Here is a 16,050-nt window from a genome sequence, read left to right on the forward strand (position 1 = left end):
TATGCAACGTGACGGGAAATATATTTATTGCATCATTGCAACGGATTACGACATCAATCTGGGTCCAATAGGAATAGGCGGACGCGGCGACCTAGTCTCCACTATCAGTTTCGATGGCTTGTGTATGGTGGTGAGTGATCATCCCCTTAACACGGTAGTGGCTAATCCAGAAAACATGCTTGCACACCAAAAGGTTATAGAAGTGGTGATGCAGGAATTTAAGAGCATACTTCCCATTAGGTTTGGCACCATTGCGGCAACTCCTAACGAAATACGAAATCTACTTAACCGGAGATACAACGAATTTATGGAATTGCTCAAACAGTTTGAAAATAAAGTGGAGCTTAATGTGAGAGGAACATGGAAAAACATGCGAATGATATACAAAGAGATCGACAAGGAACACGTTGAGCTACAAAAAATAATGACCGAAATTGAAAAACTACATGATCAGGAAAGGAAGAACATGGAAATTGCAGATGCCGGAAATCTAGTAGCAGATGCACTGATTGAAAAGAAAGTAGAGGAAACTGAAACGATTATCGATGCTTTGCGCAGATCAGCATTCGAGTATAAACATAACAAAACAAATGGTGATGCCATGTTTATGAATACTGCATTCTTGGTGAATAGTGGCAGGGAGATCGAATTTGACCACATAATGGCCGACCTTGGTGCCAGATACGAGGACCGAAGTGATTTTGTATATACAGCTGCCTTACCTATTTATAATTTTATTGACCTGAAAATATTTCCAGAGAAATGGGAATTGTAATAGAAAAACAAAACGCTGATGACGCAGATTAATTAATAAAATAGTAACAACATATCTGAAGGATTTTATGGAAAAAGAAGTTGATATACCGAAAGAAGGAAAATATATTTATGGGATTATCAGGCATTCAGATCCATTAGACTATGGTCCGATTGGTATGGGTAAACGGACGGACCTGGTTTATGGGATAAATTTTAAAGATATTAGTGCTATCGTCAGTAATTCGCCGATCATCGAATACGAAGTCCGAAGAATAAACATGATCACTCACGAAAGAGTACTTGAAGAGGTTATGAAACAATTTACGGTTCTTCCTGTTCGGTTTTCAACTATTTCCGAACATAACGATGACTCTGGTATCCTGAGAATTCTTGAGAAAGATTACAAAAAATTTGATGACTTACTTACTAAAATGGAAGGCAAGAAAGAACTGGGTCTCAAAGTACTGACAAAGGAAGCTGTGATATATGAAAGTATCATTGAAAAATATGACGAAATTAGGTTACTCAGGGGAAAATTGATGAGTCTTCCGGCCGATAAAAGCCATTACCAGCGCATGAAAATAGGCGAAATGGTAGCAGAAGCACTCAAAAAGGAGACGGAAAATTACAAAAATAGCATTCTCGATATTTTAAATCCACTTTCTGTTGATGTAAAAATAAACGATAGCTACGGAGAAATGATGATTATCAATGTTGCCTTTCTTGTTAAAAACTTAGCTGAATCTGCATTTGATAAAGCTGTGAATGATTTAGAGGAGAAATTTGGCCGCTTTATGACCTTCAAATATGTAGGAACATTACCTCTCTATAATTTTGTCACCCTTGTAATAAACACTAAAGGAATATAATATGTTTTTAATCGATAGCATACTGTTAGCACCCCTAAAAGGAGTAGTTTTTATCGCTAATAAAATCAATGAGATTGTTGAGAAGGAAACGTCGGATGAAGGCTCCGTCAAAGAAAAACTGATGCGACTACAGTTGAAATTTGAATTGGATGAAATTGATGAAGAAGAATATGACAGAAGAGAAGATGAATTGTTGAAATTACTGGAAAATATAAGGAAAGATAAATAAGGAGTAAAAAATATGAGCAACATTATTGAAGTTAAAAAAGTAGTGATTAAGTTCCTGAGAGAGAACATCAAAAGTTATGATGTAACGGTCATAAAAATTGAAAAAGTGAAAGAAATCTGGAATGCTGTGGCAGAGGTATATGAAGACGATTCATTTCTAAAATCAATGGATCTTCCGTCAAAAAAAGTGCGGCTTTTCTATGCGGTCAAACTGGATGAAAATCTTGAAATTACATCCTTCGAACGGCATGGTTCCTTGGAAGGAATAGATAGCACTGACGAATATATTAATTAACAAATTTCTGTCATGATAAATGATCTGATATATGTTTATTGCATATCACGTACTCCTCCCCGGCTTATAACGGGCATGGGGTATAGTACAGTGGAATCACTTATGTTCGATGATTTTCACGTGATCGTTAAATATGTTTCCAAAAGTGAATTCTCTGAAGAAAATTTCAAAAAGAATTTATCAGATATTCAGTGGGCGGAATTAAACGCACGGAATCATATCAGGGTAATCAGCATGATTATGGAACAGAGTACTGTGATTCCTTTTAAATTTGGCACCATCTATCATACTAAAGCCAGTTTGAAAACCTTCATTATTGATTATGCTGACTCATTGATTGAAAGCTTCAATCATATCGAGGGAAAGGAAGAATGGTCGATTAAAATTTATTGCGATCGTAAAACACTGTGCGAGCAAATTGACGAATTAAGCGAGGAAGCTGCTGCGCTTGAAAAGCAGATTATGGAAAGTTCGCCTGGGAAAGCCTTTTTGCTGGGAAGAAAAAAAACTGACCTAATCGAAAATGAGATGGACAGGATTTGTAAGAACTACGGACAGAAATATTATGATGAATTTAAAAAACTGAGCGAATCAACCAGCCTCAACAATCTACTCCCGAAAGCGTTTACCGGAAGAGAAGAGACCATGATCCTCAATACCACCTTTCTTGTAAGTAAAAACAAAGTTGCTGATTTTATAAGTACAGTTGAAACATTGAAAAAAAAAGAAGGGGATTCCGGCTTTATTATTGAAGCAACCGGTCCCTGGCCACCATTTAGTTTTATTTCCATTAAAGAAAAACAATAATGCACAATAATGTAATCGACCGGTCTAAAGACATTACCATGCTTGAATTGCTTGACAGAGTATTGAACAAAGGGGTTATCCTCAGTGGGGATATTATAATTTCAGTAGCAGATATCGACCTGGTATATATAGGAGTGAAATTGCTTCTAAGCTCTGTTGAAACCATGGAGCAGTTAAAGTCTGGAAAGCCAATAATTTTGTAGAAATGAAAAAAATGATTTATTCCATATTATCCGTAAAAAGAAATCCAGAGAAGTTAAATGCTCTGCTGGTTGGGATGAAGGGCATTTCTGGTTCTGACTTATGTGCTGTTTCTTTTGGTGAAATTACTGCTGTAGTAAGCGATGTAAAAAGAGCTGAATTAATTGCAGATAGATCCAATGCTATTGAATATGCAGGTGTGATCGAAAACCTTGCGCAACAATTTACAGTTCTTCCCATGCGATATGGCTCAATAATGGAATCAGCCGAATTAATTAATAAAATGCTCGAAAGAAACTACCATGAATTTCAACAAAATCTCCAGGAAGTTGAAAATAAGTATGAATTTGGGCTAAAGATTTTTTGTGATTCCGAAAAATTAAAATCAGAACTGAAGATAAAATCAGAGGCAGATACCCAAACAACCGAGAATTCTGCGACGGAAATCAAAAATTCAGTTTACAAGGATTATCTGGATAAAAAACTTAAAGAGCACAGGCTTGAGGAATTGATGCTAACTTATGTTAATTCGGTCATTGAAATGATCACTGGATACCTTTTCCGGTTAAACACCGTCAATAAATTCAAAAAAAGGGCAATAACAACAACAGCTATCATTGATGCCGTTTTCTTACTTGACATGGAGCGGAAAGATGGACTAATTCATGTAATTGGGGATTTGCAAAACCAATATCCAAGGCTTAACTTTGTCCTGACTGGACCTTGGCCTCCGTATAATTTTGTTGAAATCGCCATAAAATAATCGGTATGATAAGTGAAAATAAAATACTGTTTAATACCGGATCGCTTGATGAGCTTTCGGAGGAGATCGGGAAACTAACAAACAATGAAGAATCCAGGCTAAAGCTAGGCCCAGACAATGCTGATTCCGGCTTGGCAAAACTGGTACTAACCCTGGTTGAACTCATTCGTAAACTGGTTGAAAAGCAAGCTATGCGCAGAGTTGACGGGGGATCATTGACTGAAGATGAGATTGAACGGCTTGGTGAAACCCTTATGAAACTTGAACTAAAAATGGAAGAGCTGAAAAAGCACTTTAATCTTACCGACAGGGATTTAAACATCAATCTTGGCCCATTAGGCAATTTAATGTAATATAATGAGTAAAATTTTAGGTATAGATTTAGGAACCACAAATTCCTGTATAGCTGTTATGGAAGGTAATGAACCGGTCGTAATCCTTAACAGTGAAGGTAACAGAACAACGCCTTCTGTAGTAGGATTTACTGACAGTGGTGAGCGTAAAGTTGGTGACCCGGCAAAACGTCAGGCCATTAGCAATCCAGTAAACACGATTTTTTCCATTAAACGGTTTATTGGTGAATCATACGATCTGGTTGAGAAAGAGATTAGCAGATTGCCATATCAGGTTTCAAAAGGCGAAAATAATACACCCCGTGTAAACATTTCCGGGGAACTGTATTCGGCTCAGGAGATTTCGGCTATGATTCTTCAGAAAATGAAAAAAACAGCTGAAGACTACCTTGGACAAGAGATCAAGGAGGCGGTGATTACCGTTCCTGCCTATTTCAGCGATTCACAGCGGCAGGCAACCAAAGAGGCTGGTGAGATTGCAGGGTTTACAGTCAGACGTATTATTAACGAACCTACGGCGGCAGCTCTTGCCTATGGATTGGATAAAAGGCATACAGATATTAAGGTTGCAGTATATGACCTTGGTGGCGGAACTTTCGATATTTCGATACTCGAACTCGGAAATGGTATTTTTGAAGTGAAATCTACCAACGGGAACACTCACCTTGGTGGCGATGATTTTAATCAGCTGATCATTGACTGGTTGGTTGATGAATTCAGAAAAGACGAAGGTATAGATCTCCTTAGAGATTCTATGGTACTTCTGCGGTTGAAAGAGGCGGCCGAAAACGCAAAGATCGAATTGTCTGGATTGATGGAAACTGAAATTAACCTACCCTATATTATGCTGGTTCAAGGCATACCCAAGCACTTGGTAAAGAAGCTTACCCGTGCCAAATTTGAACAGTTGGTTGATAACCTGTTGCAGTCAACTATTCTATCTTGTCAGCAGGCACTTAAGAATGCCCGATTGAAGGTCTCCGATTTAGATGAAATCATCCTCGTTGGCGGATCAACCAGAATACCTGCTGTTCAAAAAATTGTGCGTGACTTTTTCGAGAAAGAACCTTCCAAAGGTGTTAACCCAGATGAAGTTGTCGCTATTGGCGCTGCCATCCAGGGTGGAGTTCTTGCTGGCGAAGTAAAAGATGTATTGCTACTTGATGTTACACCGCTTTCATTAGGTATCGAAACCCGGGGTGGTGTGATGACACGGCTGATCGAAGCCAATACAACCATTCCTACTCAGCAATCAGAAGTCTTTTCTACGGCTGCTGATAGCCAACCCTCTGTAGAAATACACATATTACAAGGAGAACGGCCAATGGCTAACGATAACAAGAGCATCGGGAGGTTTCATTTTGATGGAATTCCGCCATTCCATAGGGGTATTCCTAAAATCGAAGTTACCTTTGATATTGATGCTAATGGCATTCTTCATGTGACTGCCAAAGATCAGTTAACTGACAAATCGCAGCAGATTCGCATTGAGGCCTCTACCGGACTTTCGCATGAGGATATTCACCGGATGAAGGAGGAAGCCAGGCAACACGCTGTTTCGGATAGAGAGACGAAAGAAAAGGTGGTTCAAGGCAATCAGGCCGACACTCAGATCTTCCAAACGGAAAAACAGTTAAAGGAATTTGGGGATACAATTCCAGGTAACAAAAAGGCTGCTATTGAAAATGCACTTGAAGAGTTGAAATCAGCGATTAAAAACCGAAGTTTTACCGATATTGAACAGGCTATGGAAACTCTGAGTACCGTATGCCAATTGGCTAGTGAAGAGTTGAGTATAGATCAAAGCTAAAAACCTTTCACAATGAAGACACTAATATATGTTCCCATCATTCATACAAGTGCCGACATGGGATCCATGGCAGCCGAGCTAACCCAGAAGGGTATTGATGAATTTGGGAGAGAATTTTGGGAAACACATGTTGATACCGTTAACAAATACTGGGAGATAATAAGCCAATATTGTGATACTATTGGGCTTGGCGGAAAAGTTGTAAAAATATACCAGGATGGAATGGTTGCGGATGGAGAGATCGCAATAAAAATCATGGAAGATAGCATAAAGGCAGGAAGTAAGAACTATGAAATTATTTCAAGACTGGTCAAACGGGGAGCTATTATCGTGCGAACCGAGGATATTTCGATGGTTAAAAAAGAATTGGAAATGCTAAAATTGATACCCTCTTCCGGCCCATTAATCATGAAACTGATCAGGATTATTAGGTTTAAAATTAGCCGATCCAAACTGTTGAATCAACGGGATGAGTATATTGCTGGCAGGATTTCGGCAACACTCGGCCCAAATGAAACGGGTATAATCTTTCTTGGGGCTTATCATAATATTTTAGATAAACTGCCGAAAGATATAAGAATAAATGAACAAAAAGAAATCCATAAAGTAAGGGAATACCAAAAACTCCTTCCGTTCTATGCTATAAAAAAACAACGTTTTGAAGAACTCTCTCAGTACCTCATAAAACCTATAGTGAGCAAGTGACAGCAGGGTATTAACAAAGCCCTTATTTAGTATCTGATGGTGGAGAGAACAAATCAAAATTCTGGGTTTGGCTCTCCACTTTTTTATCAATAGTTATTACATTTATTTGTTATGTTGTATAAATAACCTTTATTTACCCAAGGTTGTTGCACTAAATTGTATGTTGTTCCTGATGTTGGGTTTGAAGCTCCTACCCCATCTTGTCATTCCGTCCACATATTCCAAGTATCTAAAGCTACTCCAACAAAAGGTTATCCTTTTCCCTAAGATGAAAAATATTATACTACACCAATACTTCCTACAAAACTTTTTGTTTCCAATAATTTCAGGATTTAATTCAATTCTTTATTAGGTTAAGAAAGTAGCTCAATCCTTGGCTTTGTAAACCACCGCATCAAGTTTCATTTGCTTTATCATGCTCTCCAATCCTCCGGCACGTTTCATCGAAAGCATGCTTTTAAATCCTATCCTTTCAATAAAATTAAGCGGGGCTTTAATAATTTCATCAGGTGTATGCCCCGAAAGTACATGAATCAACATGGCAACAAGCCCTTTAGCATAATCGGCATTTGCATCTGCATAAAAAATAATTTTACCATCTTTTAATTCACTATATAACCACACATGTGCCTGGCATCCTTTTATCATACAGTTATCCGTTTTCAATGAAACGTCTAATGGTTTTAGATTTTTACCTAAATCAATCAGGTATCCGAATTTATCAAACAGGTCCTCAAACTCCGAGAATTCTTCCACGAGTTCCTGCTCTATATTTTCTATTGTTTTCATCTCTATCATTTTTGGTTTATTCGTTTAATTGATTTCACAATTGCGTTTGCAAAAACATCTATTTCCTCCTTTGTATTATAAAATGAAAAACTTGCACGCACAGTCCCCGGAATTTGATAATGTGCCATTAGTGGTTGCGTACAGTGGTGCCCTGTTCGTACTGCTATTCCCTGCGCATCCAGGAGCATGCCTAAGTCAAGCGGATGGATCCCATCCACAACAAACGAAATTACACTTGCTTTTTCTTTTGCCGTGCCGATAATTCGCAAATTATCAATCGCTGAAAGTTTTTCTGTAGCATACCCAAGCAGTTCGTGTTCATAAGTAGCAATATTTTCAAGACCGAGTACGTTGATGTAGTCCAGTGCCACTGCAAGACCAATTCCTCCTTCGATATTCGGAGTTCCTGCCTCAAATCGAAGAGGGGATTCTGCGTATTCTGATTTATCGAATGAAACTGTTTTAATGGTTCCGCCACCTACTTGATAATTCGGGAGTTTATTAAGCCATTCTTCTTTTCCGTAAAGTATTCCTACTCCTGTGGGAGCATAAACTTTGTGCCCGCTAAAACAATAAAAATCAGCATCTAAATCTTGCACATCCACTTTTATATGAGGGATTGATTGGGCTCCATCCACAAGCACAGGAATATTTTTCGAGTGAGCGATAGCAATCATCTCTTTTACGGGATTTACCGTACCAAGTGTGTTTGATACGTGTGTAATGGCGATCAGTTTTGTTTTTGCAGAAAGTAGTTTTTTATATTCGTCCATACACAATTCTCCGCTATCAGTGATTGGGACAACTTTAAGTACTGCATTTTTTTCTTCGCATAGCTGTTGCCATGGGAGAATATTACTGTGATGCTCCATCTCACTAACAACAATCTCGTCGCCAGCATTCACATACTTTTTCCCAAACGCAGTGGCTATAAAGTTGATGCTATCAGTAGTTCCGCTTGTAAAAATTATTTCGTGTTCCTGTTTAGCACCTATATGTTTTTGAACAGTAATTCGGGCATTCTCATATTCATCAGTTACATCCTGACTCATTCGATGAACTCCACGGTGAATGTTAGCGTTCTGCACCGTGTAATATTTTATGAGGGAATCAATCACTTGTTGCGGTTTCTGTGTAGTAGCACCGTTATCAAAATAAATCAATGGCTTATTATTCACCATCCTTGAAAGGATAGGGAAATCTTTTCGGATTTTATGAACATCCAAAAGAATTACTTTTTCTAAGTTTTTTGGCAGTTTCATTTATTCCTTTTTATATGTTTATTTGTTCTTTTTTTTTCGAATCTTGTTAGACTATCTTGACCTACAACATTTACATAACCTAAGAAGTTATCAATAGCCGGTTCCTCAATTATGATTTCTATCTCTTCCTTTAAATCTTTCAGAATCATGCCTTCTTTAATTAGTGTTTGAATTTCTTTAACCCTTGAGATTTTTATAGGTATTAAATCATCTTCATTCGGGTAACTAAACCACATTATATTTTTTTCAATATCTGTTTTTTGACGGCTGGCGATACCTTTAAGCGTTTTAATTCTATTGAGATCATTGTCCTTCAAAGAAGATTTGTTGTTTTCTCGATCTTCTATTAAGCAACATTTGAATTCAGTCCATTGTTTATCTTTATTCCTGCCGTATAATGTAGCCCTAGTATTAAAATCTGTTAACCAGGCAGTATGACAAAACTCTCTTCCACAAGTACCGATACCACCTAAACGGGCGGCTTCCTCGAACAGGCTAATCTGACGCATTACTATTTTGATATGAAACGCTGTAGCCATTACCAGAATTAGTTCCCGGAAATCTACCCGTCCTTCAGCGGTATAATAGAAGGTGGCACTTGACTTATCCCCTTGATAATCAACATCACATATTTTCATCTTCAAGTCCAAATCTTTAGCTAAAATTCGGGCTTTATACATCGTTTCAGATTCCAAACCCTTCGCTGTTTTCCATTTTTCAATATCAGCTGATGTTGCCTTTCTATAGATTTTTTTAATGACTTCTTCCGTCTGGATATTGTGTTTTTTTAATTGCAACCTAACCAGTTCTCCTGTTAATGAAACATGACCTGTATCGTGTCCTCCAATGGTTTCAACAACTACTATATCTGTTTGTTTAAGAGATATATTTTCATGCTTCAAATAAAAATCTTTACGTCCTCCTTTAAATTTTACTTCAACAATGTTGAATGTTTGTTGATTGGGTGGCAATGGTATATCGGCAAGCCAATCATATATATTTAATTGACTATAACCACTGATTAGGGATGGTACATCATTTTTGTGTTTTGTAGTAGTATCCATAGCTATTGTATAAATTCCTTTTTCATGTTTGTCAATATATACTGTTTTGTTCCTTTTGCTGAGCATATTAAACTTTAATTTTTTATCTAAAATTAATTCACCTTTGCTCAATTACTTTAATAAACCGGTTCAACAATTATCTCTGTTAAAACCGAATTGGCTATAAAACATTCCCGGTGAGCACGGTGGTGCATTGCATTAATTATTGTTTTATCGGGTATATTATCTCCTTTGTTTTTCCAGTTTAAATAAACTTTATGTTCTGACATGTTTTTATGTTTTAAATTATTTTACACTATTTTATTTTTTTGCAAGAACTTAAGATGAACAGGAAACACTATAATTTTCTTTTCTGTAGGCGTTGGTTTTGAATACGATTCATATTCTGGATGTTCGGCAAATGGCGAATACAAAATTTCTAACCATTTTTTTAATTTTTCATTCCCTCCTTTTTCTACCTCCTCAATTATTTCCTGAGCAATATAATTTCTTAATACATACTTTGGATTTACGCGTTTCATTTCGTCAGATAATTCTCTTTTCAATCTTTGGTCATAAAGTGAAAGCCATAGTATCACTCTTGAGGTAGGAATTCCTAAACCGTACATGGTTTCTAAGCAAAGATATTCTCTGACTGATGAACGAATTACGGCTTTGCCATCTCCCATTCTGGAAAAAGAAGTTTTGCCTGATCCTTTAGTTTGTATTTCCCATCGCTTTCCATCAGAAGTTAAAATTTCGCACTAGGAAATTGCCCTGCCATCGCCTAACTGTCCGGCATAGCTCCCAAATTGATGACCGGTATAACGGGTAGCAATTCTCTGCTCATTACTAATCTTGATTTAGCCATTTAACCATTTTTGTAAAATGGAATCACTAAGTGAATCAAGACCAAGTTCTTTTTTTAACACCGTTACATGAATAAGAGTAGGATCTTTTAATGGGGTAAGCGCAACATGTTCATGCAAAAATGCAGGAAGTTTTTGGAAAGAATTATCAAATTAATAGCAACGTCGAACATGATGTTTGTTTAATATATTATTTTTTTGGAGGCAATCCAAATGCAACAGCCTCATGTTCAAAGTGTCCGTTATGAGTACCATCACAAAAAGGTTTATTTTTAGAAAGACCACAACGGCAAAGTGAAAGCATCTCTCGTCCTGCTAAATCATATACATTCCCATTTTTATCTACAATCTCAAAGTCATTTTCTATTCTCAGGGAACCATTATTGTTTACTGTAATTTTTGTTTTAGCCATAATTATTTTTGTGAGCGTAAATATTAAATCTATTTTATTTATTAAAACAAGTGTCTTTCTGCATGATAAGATGATCTTATTAATGGTCCGCTTTCAACAAAACGAAAACCCTTGTTCATGCCTATTTCTTTATACTTTGCAAATATTTCTGGCTTAATAAATTCTATAACGAGTAAATGGTTTTTAGTAGGCTGCATATACTGGCCAATAGTTAATATATCAACACCAACGCTTCTCAAGTCGTCCATAGTTTCATATATTTCTTCTTCTGTTTCACCTAAACCCAACATGATACCTGATTTAGTTTTCATCCCTGCTTCCTTTAATCTTTTGAGAACCTCTAGGCTTCTGTCATACTTTGCCTGTACCCTAACTTCTTTCGTTAATCTGCGTACGGTTTCAAGATTATGTGAAACTATTTCGGGATGCGCATTAATAATTCGTTGGAGATTTTCCCATTTACCCTGAAAATCCCCAATAAGCGTTTCCATGGTAATTCCCGGGCATGCTTTTCTTACTTCATTTACGGTTTCTTCCCATATCATAGAACCACCATCTTTCAAGTCATCTCTATCAACCGAAGTTATTACGGCATGTTTCAACTTCATTAGGCGAATAGATTCGGCTACCATTTTAGGTTCCTCCGGATCAGCAGGCAGAGGTTTACCAGTATGTACATTACAAAATCCGCAGGATCTTGTACAGGTATTCCCCAATATCATAAAGGTAGCCGTTCCATTTCCCCAACATTCGCCCATGTTAGGACAACTGCCGCTTTCACATATCGTATGTAGTTTATGTTCGGATACTATTTGTCTTACTTCGGCATATTCTTTTCCTGTGGGTAGTTTTACACGAAGCCAATCTGGCTTTTTAGTATATTTACTTTCTTCTTCAATTATTTCTGACATAATCTAAATTTTAACCAATATTAATTTTTTATTTTATTACATTGGTATTATAATTCCCCATAGCATGATAGTTTTATCATCACCGGTTGAAATCAAATAATTATTAAAATCACTCCATAAAAGTTTATTTACCGAATGGGTATGGCCTCCGTGTTGAGACTTATCTATTCGATAGGGTAGTTCAAAGTTTTCTGCATCCCATATTTTAATTGTTTTATCTCTGCTACCCGTAGCAAAAAACTTTTTATCAGGACTGAAAACGATGCTGTAAATAGCGTAATTATGGGCGGGAATATGATGGATCAACGCATAATCGTTTTCAATATCCCATACATTCAAATAGGCATCTCTAGAACCAGACAAAAGGTATTTCCCGTTTGGATGATAGCGTACTGTATTTACCGAAAAATCATCAAGATGCCCCTTAAGGATTTTCTTTTCTTCATAGGTTTCAAAATCAAAAATTCGAATAGACCCATCACCGCATCCAATAGCTGCTTCTTTCAAAATAATATTAAAATCGATGCTACGGATATTTTTATCACAAAGTTTTAGAGCTGTTATCAATGAGAAATCATTGATTGACCAAACTGAAAGTGTACCGTCACCAGCTAAAACCCAAAAGCATTCTGTTTCTGGTAAATATTGGATATCAAAAATGTATTCCTTATGAAGCTGTAATAGTTTTATTTCCTTATTTTCTTTTAAGTCAATAACATGAATACCTCCTAATGACTGACCAATAAGTAATATATTTCTATCGGGAACATATTTCAATGCCATGGCTTTGGCAGGTAATTTCGCAACAACTTTGTTTTGTTCCTGGTCTTTCATATTCCATTCTACCACAAGGTTATCACTGCTGCCAGAGTAAAAAAGATGAGCTTCATGAGCAAATTCTAATGTGTAAATAGCACCTCCGTGTCCATTAAATTGACCTGTTTTTTCTATTTGTATTTTTGTAAGTGCAGTTATCATATAAGATGCATAAATTCTTTTTTGTGTAGTAATTCTTCTATTGTTTCTCTGTAATCCGGATCATCTACGCAGCAATCTACCGGACAAACTGCGGCACATTGTGGTTCATCATGAAAACCGACACACTCGGTACATTTATCAGTTACGATATAATAAAAATCCATAGAAACAGGCGTATTGGGAGTATCAACATCAACGGTATTACCTGAATTTTGTCCTGTGTAAAAGCCTTTGAGTGCGGTGCCGTCTGCATATCTCCATTCATCACCACCTTCATAAATTGCATTATTGGGGCATTCAGGCTCGCATGCTCCACAATTTATACACTCCTCTGTTATCATTATTGCCATAGTAATGAATTTTAGTAATCAAGATTTAATTTAATAATTTATTTAGCGCTTCCTTCTATAATATTTTGTAACACTCCAGAAACATCTTTTTCATTTTTCATCATGTCTGCCATAGTTACCTTATCTAGTAATTTATCCAGTGTAGCCTGCATCATTGACCAAAGCGAACGGATGGAACAATCTACAGAATTAGTGCATAACGCAAGTATTCCTGCATGACTATCACAGAATTTTTTATCGAAAAACCTTCCACCCAAAGCTTTCAATGTATCATTTATTGTTATGGAAGCAGCAGGTTTTGCGAGTACATATCCGCCCATGTGGCCTCTTGTACTGTTAATTAATCCCTTTATGCGAAGTAGTCGGGTTAATTTAGCAACATAGTTAATAGATAATCCTTCTGCTTCACTTAGCTGACGAATGCTTAGTCCTTTCTCATCTGTGCATCGGGTTATCCTTACCATTATTCTTAATCCATATTCTACCTGAGCTGTTATTTTCATAATTGTATTATTTAATTAGTTTGTGTATTTAATTTACTATTACAGACAAAGTTCGCAAATAAAAAAGTAGCTTACTATTGCAAATTTATTATAAACCATAAACACAAACTAAATAGACACAAACTATTTAGTTTTTATCCTTACCTAAATCAGTATAACAACCGTATTTGCCTTGAGTAATATTTTCAAAATCTTTTGCAGAAATTGACGGCCCTGTATTACTGCATTCGTTGTTAAAAATAACTACCAATTGGCTGGCAATACTTTCTGCTGTATGTCCGTCAATATCGGAACGTTTAAAAATTGCAACTGGCTCACCATTTCTAAAAAGGGCAATGTGGGGTGAAGAGGTGTGATGATTTGCAAGATATTTATTCCTGTACCAGTCAATTGCATCTTTTTCCATTCCACCAAACAGCGTGTAAAGCTCATCAGGGATAATACTGTTTTGCAACGCCATCATTACTCCTGGTCGTCCACTACCTGCCGAACAACCGCATACAGAGTTGATTACAACAAGTATCGTTTTGTCATCATTTCTGTCTAATGCCTTATCTACATCTTCAGGGGTTAATAATTCTTTGCAACCTACAGTTGTTAGTTCCTCTCTCATGGGCTGAACATAAACGGCATCATAGCTGGGTTGTTGCGTGATTTTGGTTAAATTAGATTGTTCCATTTTTTTAATGATTAATTTTGTTATTGTTTAATTTACATCATTCCAGTTTCAAATTTAGCCGTCTCGCTCATCATGTCTTTTGACCAAGCGGGATCCCAAGTTACTTCTACATTAGAGCTGCTAACTCCAGGAATATTCCTAATCTTTTCTTCCACTTCTGGAGGAAGTGTTCCCGCTACCGGACATGAAGGGGAGGTTAGTGTCATTATGGTATGCACATTGGCTTCATCATCAATGTTGATTCCATATACCAATCCTAAATCATAAATATTGGTAGGTATTTCTGGGTCAAAACAGGTTGTTAGAACCTCTATGACTTTTATTTCCAATGCTATTTTAGCTGCTATTTCCATTTTTTAATTGTTAGTTGTTAGTCTTTCAGCTTTAATGTCTTTTACGCATTCCATTACTTTTAGGGCTAAGTCTTTAAATATTTTACTTTCAATCGTATTTTCATTTAATGCTGCAGGCACTCCAATGTCTCCTGCCTCCCGTATTCTTGTTATTAAAGGGATTTGACCCAATAGTGGAACATTCATTTCTTCTGATAATTTTTTTGCACCATCCTTTCCAAATATGTAATCTTTTTTATCAGGATTACCTTCCGGTATATAGTATGCCATATTTTCAACCAATCCAAGCACCGGAACATTAACCATTGGCATCCTGAACATATCGATACCTTTTCTGGCATCAGCCAAAGCTACTTCTTGTGGTGTACTAACTACAATAGTACCTGTAAGCGGAATTTTATCTACCAGCGTAAGATGAATATCACCTGTGCCTGGCGGAAGATCCACAAGCAGATAATCTAAATTACCCCAATCGGCATCCTGAAATAATTGAATAAGGGCTTTGGAAACCATAGGTCCACGCCATGGAAGTGCCTGCGATGCTTCCGTAAAAAAACCAATAGATAAAACTCCTACTCCATGAGATACAATTGGTTCTATTAGATTTCGACCAGAATCATTTGAAACTTCAGGCTTTCTATTCACTAAGTCAAACATAAGTGGCATTGATGGCCCATAAATATCGGCATCTAATAAGCCCACTTTTGCACCTAATTGGCTTAATCCCACTGCAAGATTGGCGGAAACGGTAGATTTACCTACACCACCTTTCCCGGAGGCAATAGCAATAATATGTTTAACACCAGGCAATATTGTTCTAAGTTCAGGAGCTCTATCCTTAAAACCAGGTAGGGCTTGCATATCTATATCCACCTTAATATCCGTACCTAATGCTTGCAAAAGGCTATCCATACAAGCCTCTTTTACTATCTTTTTACTATTCATAGTAGGGCTGCTAATCTTAACGATAAAGCTGATGATGTTCCCTTCAACATGAATATCATTCACTAATCCTAATTCAACAATACTTCTCTTGAGGTCAGGCTCAACGACGTTAGTCAGTATTTTTAGAATATCCTCTTTAGTTATTTCAGGCATGTCATTTATCAATTTA

General features: G+C 36.8%; 22 protein-coding genes and 1 pseudogene. 10 read left to right on the forward strand and 13 right to left on the reverse strand.

The features are described from left to right. Position 1 precedes the first annotated feature (1 nt). The 10 genes from EKL97_RS07605 to EKL97_RS07650 all read left to right on the forward strand — a co-directional run bounded on the left by EKL97_RS07605 (position 2) and on the right by EKL97_RS07650 (position 6,787). A complete protein-coding gene (locus tag EKL97_RS07605) occupies positions 2 to 775 on the forward strand; it encodes a GvpL/GvpF family gas vesicle protein (RefSeq protein WP_126462343.1) in 774 nt (257 codons plus the stop codon). A gap of 67 nt (positions 776 to 842) precedes the next feature. Continuing rightward, positions 843 to 1,625, forward strand: a complete 783-nt coding sequence (locus tag EKL97_RS07610; RefSeq protein ID WP_126554227.1) for a GvpL/GvpF family gas vesicle protein — start codon at positions 843 to 845, stop codon at positions 1,623 to 1,625. Position 1,626: 1 nt separating this feature from the next. Then, positions 1,627 to 1,854, forward strand: coding sequence for a gas vesicle protein GvpG (locus EKL97_RS07615; RefSeq protein WP_126462349.1), 228 nt, complete (start codon positions 1,627 to 1,629; stop codon positions 1,852 to 1,854). Positions 1,855 to 1,866: 12 nt separating this feature from the next. Further along, a complete protein-coding gene (locus tag EKL97_RS07620; RefSeq protein WP_126462352.1) occupies positions 1,867 to 2,148 on the forward strand; it encodes a gas vesicle protein GvpO in 282 nt (93 codons plus the stop codon). 12 nt (positions 2,149 to 2,160) lie between these two features. Then, positions 2,161 to 2,955 (forward strand): GvpL/GvpF family gas vesicle protein, encoded by a 795-nt coding sequence (locus tag EKL97_RS07625; protein WP_126564007.1) that lies wholly within the window; start codon positions 2,161 to 2,163, stop codon positions 2,953 to 2,955. Positions 2,956 to 2,993: 38 nt separating this feature from the next. Further along, on the forward strand, positions 2,994 to 3,158 hold the full coding sequence (locus tag EKL97_RS07630) for a gas vesicle protein (protein WP_233588564.1): 165 nt from the start codon (positions 2,994 to 2,996) through the stop codon (positions 3,156 to 3,158). A 2-nt stretch (positions 3,159 to 3,160) separates the two neighbouring features. Beyond that, complete coding sequence (locus EKL97_RS07635) at positions 3,161 to 3,919, forward strand: GvpL/GvpF family gas vesicle protein (protein WP_126462360.1); 759 nt, start codon at positions 3,161 to 3,163, stop codon at positions 3,917 to 3,919. A 5-nt stretch (positions 3,920 to 3,924) separates the two neighbouring features. Next, positions 3,925 to 4,272: a gas vesicle protein K gene (locus EKL97_RS07640; RefSeq protein ID WP_231507434.1), complete on the forward strand. Its 348-nt coding sequence runs from the start codon at positions 3,925 to 3,927 to the stop codon at positions 4,270 to 4,272. Between the two features lie 4 nt (positions 4,273 to 4,276). After that, complete coding sequence (dnaK, locus tag EKL97_RS07645) at positions 4,277 to 6,082, forward strand: molecular chaperone DnaK (protein WP_126568586.1); 1,806 nt, start codon at positions 4,277 to 4,279, stop codon at positions 6,080 to 6,082. A 12-nt stretch (positions 6,083 to 6,094) separates the two neighbouring features. Then, positions 6,095 to 6,787, forward strand: a complete 693-nt coding sequence (locus tag EKL97_RS07650) for a hypothetical protein (RefSeq protein WP_231507435.1) — start codon at positions 6,095 to 6,097, stop codon at positions 6,785 to 6,787. Positions 6,788 to 7,153: 366 nt separating this feature from the next. Here the strand turns inward: EKL97_RS07650 and EKL97_RS07655 are convergent, their stop codons facing one another. The 13 genes and pseudogenes from EKL97_RS07655 to EKL97_RS07715 form a co-directional block, all read right to left on the reverse strand. Further along, entirely contained in the window at positions 7,154 to 7,576 is a 423-nt protein-coding gene (locus EKL97_RS07655) for a SufE family protein (protein WP_126462366.1), read from the reverse strand. Positions 7,577 to 7,581: 5 nt separating this feature from the next. Next, positions 7,582 to 8,838 carry a cysteine desulfurase gene (locus tag EKL97_RS07660; protein ID WP_317125156.1) on the reverse strand — a complete coding sequence of 419 codons (1,257 nt, stop codon included), beginning with the start codon at positions 8,836 to 8,838 and terminating at the stop codon, positions 7,582 to 7,584. Continuing rightward, entirely contained in the window at positions 8,835 to 10,013 is a 1,179-nt protein-coding gene (locus tag EKL97_RS07665; RefSeq protein ID WP_126462372.1) for a stage 0 sporulation family protein, read from the reverse strand. Before EKL97_RS07665 ends, EKL97_RS07660 begins: the two co-directional genes overlap by 4 nt. Before the next feature lie 5 nt (positions 10,014 to 10,018). Further along, positions 10,019 to 10,171, reverse strand: a complete 153-nt coding sequence (locus EKL97_RS15675; protein WP_197037242.1) for a hypothetical protein — start codon at positions 10,169 to 10,171, stop codon at positions 10,019 to 10,021. Positions 10,172 to 10,192: 21 nt separating this feature from the next. Then, positions 10,193 to 10,744 (reverse strand): annotated as a pseudogene (locus tag EKL97_RS07675) (protein adenylyltransferase SelO family protein). A gap of 196 nt (positions 10,745 to 10,940) precedes the next feature. After that, positions 10,941 to 11,162, reverse strand: a complete 222-nt coding sequence (locus EKL97_RS07680) for a CDGSH iron-sulfur domain-containing protein (RefSeq protein ID WP_126568587.1) — start codon at positions 11,160 to 11,162, stop codon at positions 10,941 to 10,943. Between the two features lie 41 nt (positions 11,163 to 11,203). Beyond that, positions 11,204 to 12,073, reverse strand: a complete 870-nt coding sequence (lipA, locus tag EKL97_RS07685; RefSeq protein ID WP_126462377.1) for a lipoyl synthase — start codon at positions 12,071 to 12,073, stop codon at positions 11,204 to 11,206. Between the two features lie 36 nt (positions 12,074 to 12,109). Beyond that, a complete protein-coding gene (locus EKL97_RS07690) occupies positions 12,110 to 13,051 on the reverse strand; it encodes a WD40 repeat domain-containing protein (protein ID WP_126568588.1) in 942 nt (313 codons plus the stop codon). After that, positions 13,048 to 13,401: a 4Fe-4S binding protein gene (locus tag EKL97_RS07695; RefSeq protein WP_126462383.1), complete on the reverse strand. Its 354-nt coding sequence runs from the start codon at positions 13,399 to 13,401 to the stop codon at positions 13,048 to 13,050. The genes EKL97_RS07690 and EKL97_RS07695 overlap by 4 nt, the downstream gene beginning before the upstream one ends. A gap of 38 nt (positions 13,402 to 13,439) precedes the next feature. Continuing rightward, positions 13,440 to 13,904, reverse strand: coding sequence for an RrF2 family transcriptional regulator (locus EKL97_RS07700; RefSeq protein WP_126462386.1), 465 nt, complete (start codon positions 13,902 to 13,904; stop codon positions 13,440 to 13,442). A gap of 127 nt (positions 13,905 to 14,031) precedes the next feature. Further along, positions 14,032 to 14,583, reverse strand: a complete 552-nt coding sequence (locus tag EKL97_RS07705; protein WP_126568589.1) for a BrxA/BrxB family bacilliredoxin — start codon at positions 14,581 to 14,583, stop codon at positions 14,032 to 14,034. 32 nt (positions 14,584 to 14,615) lie between these two features. Next, positions 14,616 to 14,936, reverse strand: a complete 321-nt coding sequence (locus tag EKL97_RS07710; RefSeq protein WP_126462392.1) for an iron-sulfur cluster assembly protein — start codon at positions 14,934 to 14,936, stop codon at positions 14,616 to 14,618. Positions 14,937 to 14,939: 3 nt separating this feature from the next. Then, complete coding sequence (locus EKL97_RS07715; RefSeq protein ID WP_126568590.1) at positions 14,940 to 16,034, reverse strand: Mrp/NBP35 family ATP-binding protein; 1,095 nt, start codon at positions 16,032 to 16,034, stop codon at positions 14,940 to 14,942. Positions 16,035 to 16,050 lie beyond the last annotated feature (16 nt).

The organism is Flavobacterium sp. LS1P28 (assembly GCF_003970335.1).
In the GTDB taxonomy this organism is placed as follows: Bacteria; Bacteroidota; Bacteroidia; order Flavobacteriales; family Flavobacteriaceae; genus Flavobacterium.

Excerpts from the sequence above, each read along its gene's own strand:
- EKL97_RS07605 (WP_126462343.1), top strand. The coding sequence starts at position 2 with ATGCAACGTGACGGGAAATATATTTATTGCATCATTGCAACGGATTAC.
- EKL97_RS07610 (WP_126554227.1), top strand. The coding sequence starts at position 843 with ATGGAAAAAGAAGTTGATATACCGAAAGAAGGAAAATATATTTATGGG.
- EKL97_RS07615 (WP_126462349.1), top strand. The coding sequence starts at position 1,627 with ATGTTTTTAATCGATAGCATACTGTTAGCACCCCTAAAAGGAGTAGTT.
- EKL97_RS07620 (WP_126462352.1), top strand. The coding sequence starts at position 1,867 with ATGAGCAACATTATTGAAGTTAAAAAAGTAGTGATTAAGTTCCTGAGA.
- EKL97_RS07625 (WP_126564007.1), top strand. The coding sequence starts at position 2,161 with ATGATAAATGATCTGATATATGTTTATTGCATATCACGTACTCCTCCC.
- EKL97_RS07630 (WP_233588564.1), top strand. The coding sequence starts at position 2,994 with ATGCTTGAATTGCTTGACAGAGTATTGAACAAAGGGGTTATCCTCAGT.
- EKL97_RS07635 (WP_126462360.1), top strand. The coding sequence starts at position 3,161 with ATGAAAAAAATGATTTATTCCATATTATCCGTAAAAAGAAATCCAGAG.
- EKL97_RS07640 (WP_231507434.1), top strand. The coding sequence starts at position 3,925 with ATGATAAGTGAAAATAAAATACTGTTTAATACCGGATCGCTTGATGAG.
- dnaK (WP_126568586.1), top strand. The coding sequence starts at position 4,277 with ATGAGTAAAATTTTAGGTATAGATTTAGGAACCACAAATTCCTGTATA.
- EKL97_RS07650 (WP_231507435.1), top strand. The coding sequence starts at position 6,095 with ATGAAGACACTAATATATGTTCCCATCATTCATACAAGTGCCGACATG.
- EKL97_RS07655 (WP_126462366.1), bottom strand. The coding sequence starts at position 7,576 with ATGAAAACAATAGAAAATATAGAGCAGGAACTCGTGGAAGAATTCTCG.
- EKL97_RS07660 (WP_317125156.1), bottom strand. The coding sequence starts at position 8,838 with ATGAAACTGCCAAAAAACTTAGAAAAAGTAATTCTTTTGGATGTTCAT.
- EKL97_RS15675 (WP_197037242.1), bottom strand. The coding sequence starts at position 10,171 with ATGTCAGAACATAAAGTTTATTTAAACTGGAAAAACAAAGGAGATAAT.
- EKL97_RS07680 (WP_126568587.1), bottom strand. The coding sequence starts at position 11,162 with ATGGCTAAAACAAAAATTACAGTAAACAATAATGGTTCCCTGAGAATA.
- lipA (WP_126462377.1), bottom strand. The coding sequence starts at position 12,073 with ATGTCAGAAATAATTGAAGAAGAAAGTAAATATACTAAAAAGCCAGAT.
- EKL97_RS07690 (WP_126568588.1), bottom strand. The coding sequence starts at position 13,051 with ATGATAACTGCACTTACAAAAATACAAATAGAAAAAACAGGTCAATTT.
- EKL97_RS07695 (WP_126462383.1), bottom strand. The coding sequence starts at position 13,401 with ATGGCAATAATGATAACAGAGGAGTGTATAAATTGTGGAGCATGCGAG.
- EKL97_RS07700 (WP_126462386.1), bottom strand. The coding sequence starts at position 13,904 with ATGAAAATAACAGCTCAGGTAGAATATGGATTAAGAATAATGGTAAGG.
- EKL97_RS07705 (WP_126568589.1), bottom strand. The coding sequence starts at position 14,583 with ATGGAACAATCTAATTTAACCAAAATCACGCAACAACCCAGCTATGAT.
- EKL97_RS07710 (WP_126462392.1), bottom strand. The coding sequence starts at position 14,936 with ATGGAAATAGCAGCTAAAATAGCATTGGAAATAAAAGTCATAGAGGTT.
- EKL97_RS07715 (WP_126568590.1), bottom strand. The coding sequence starts at position 16,034 with ATGCCTGAAATAACTAAAGAGGATATTCTAAAAATACTGACTAACGTC.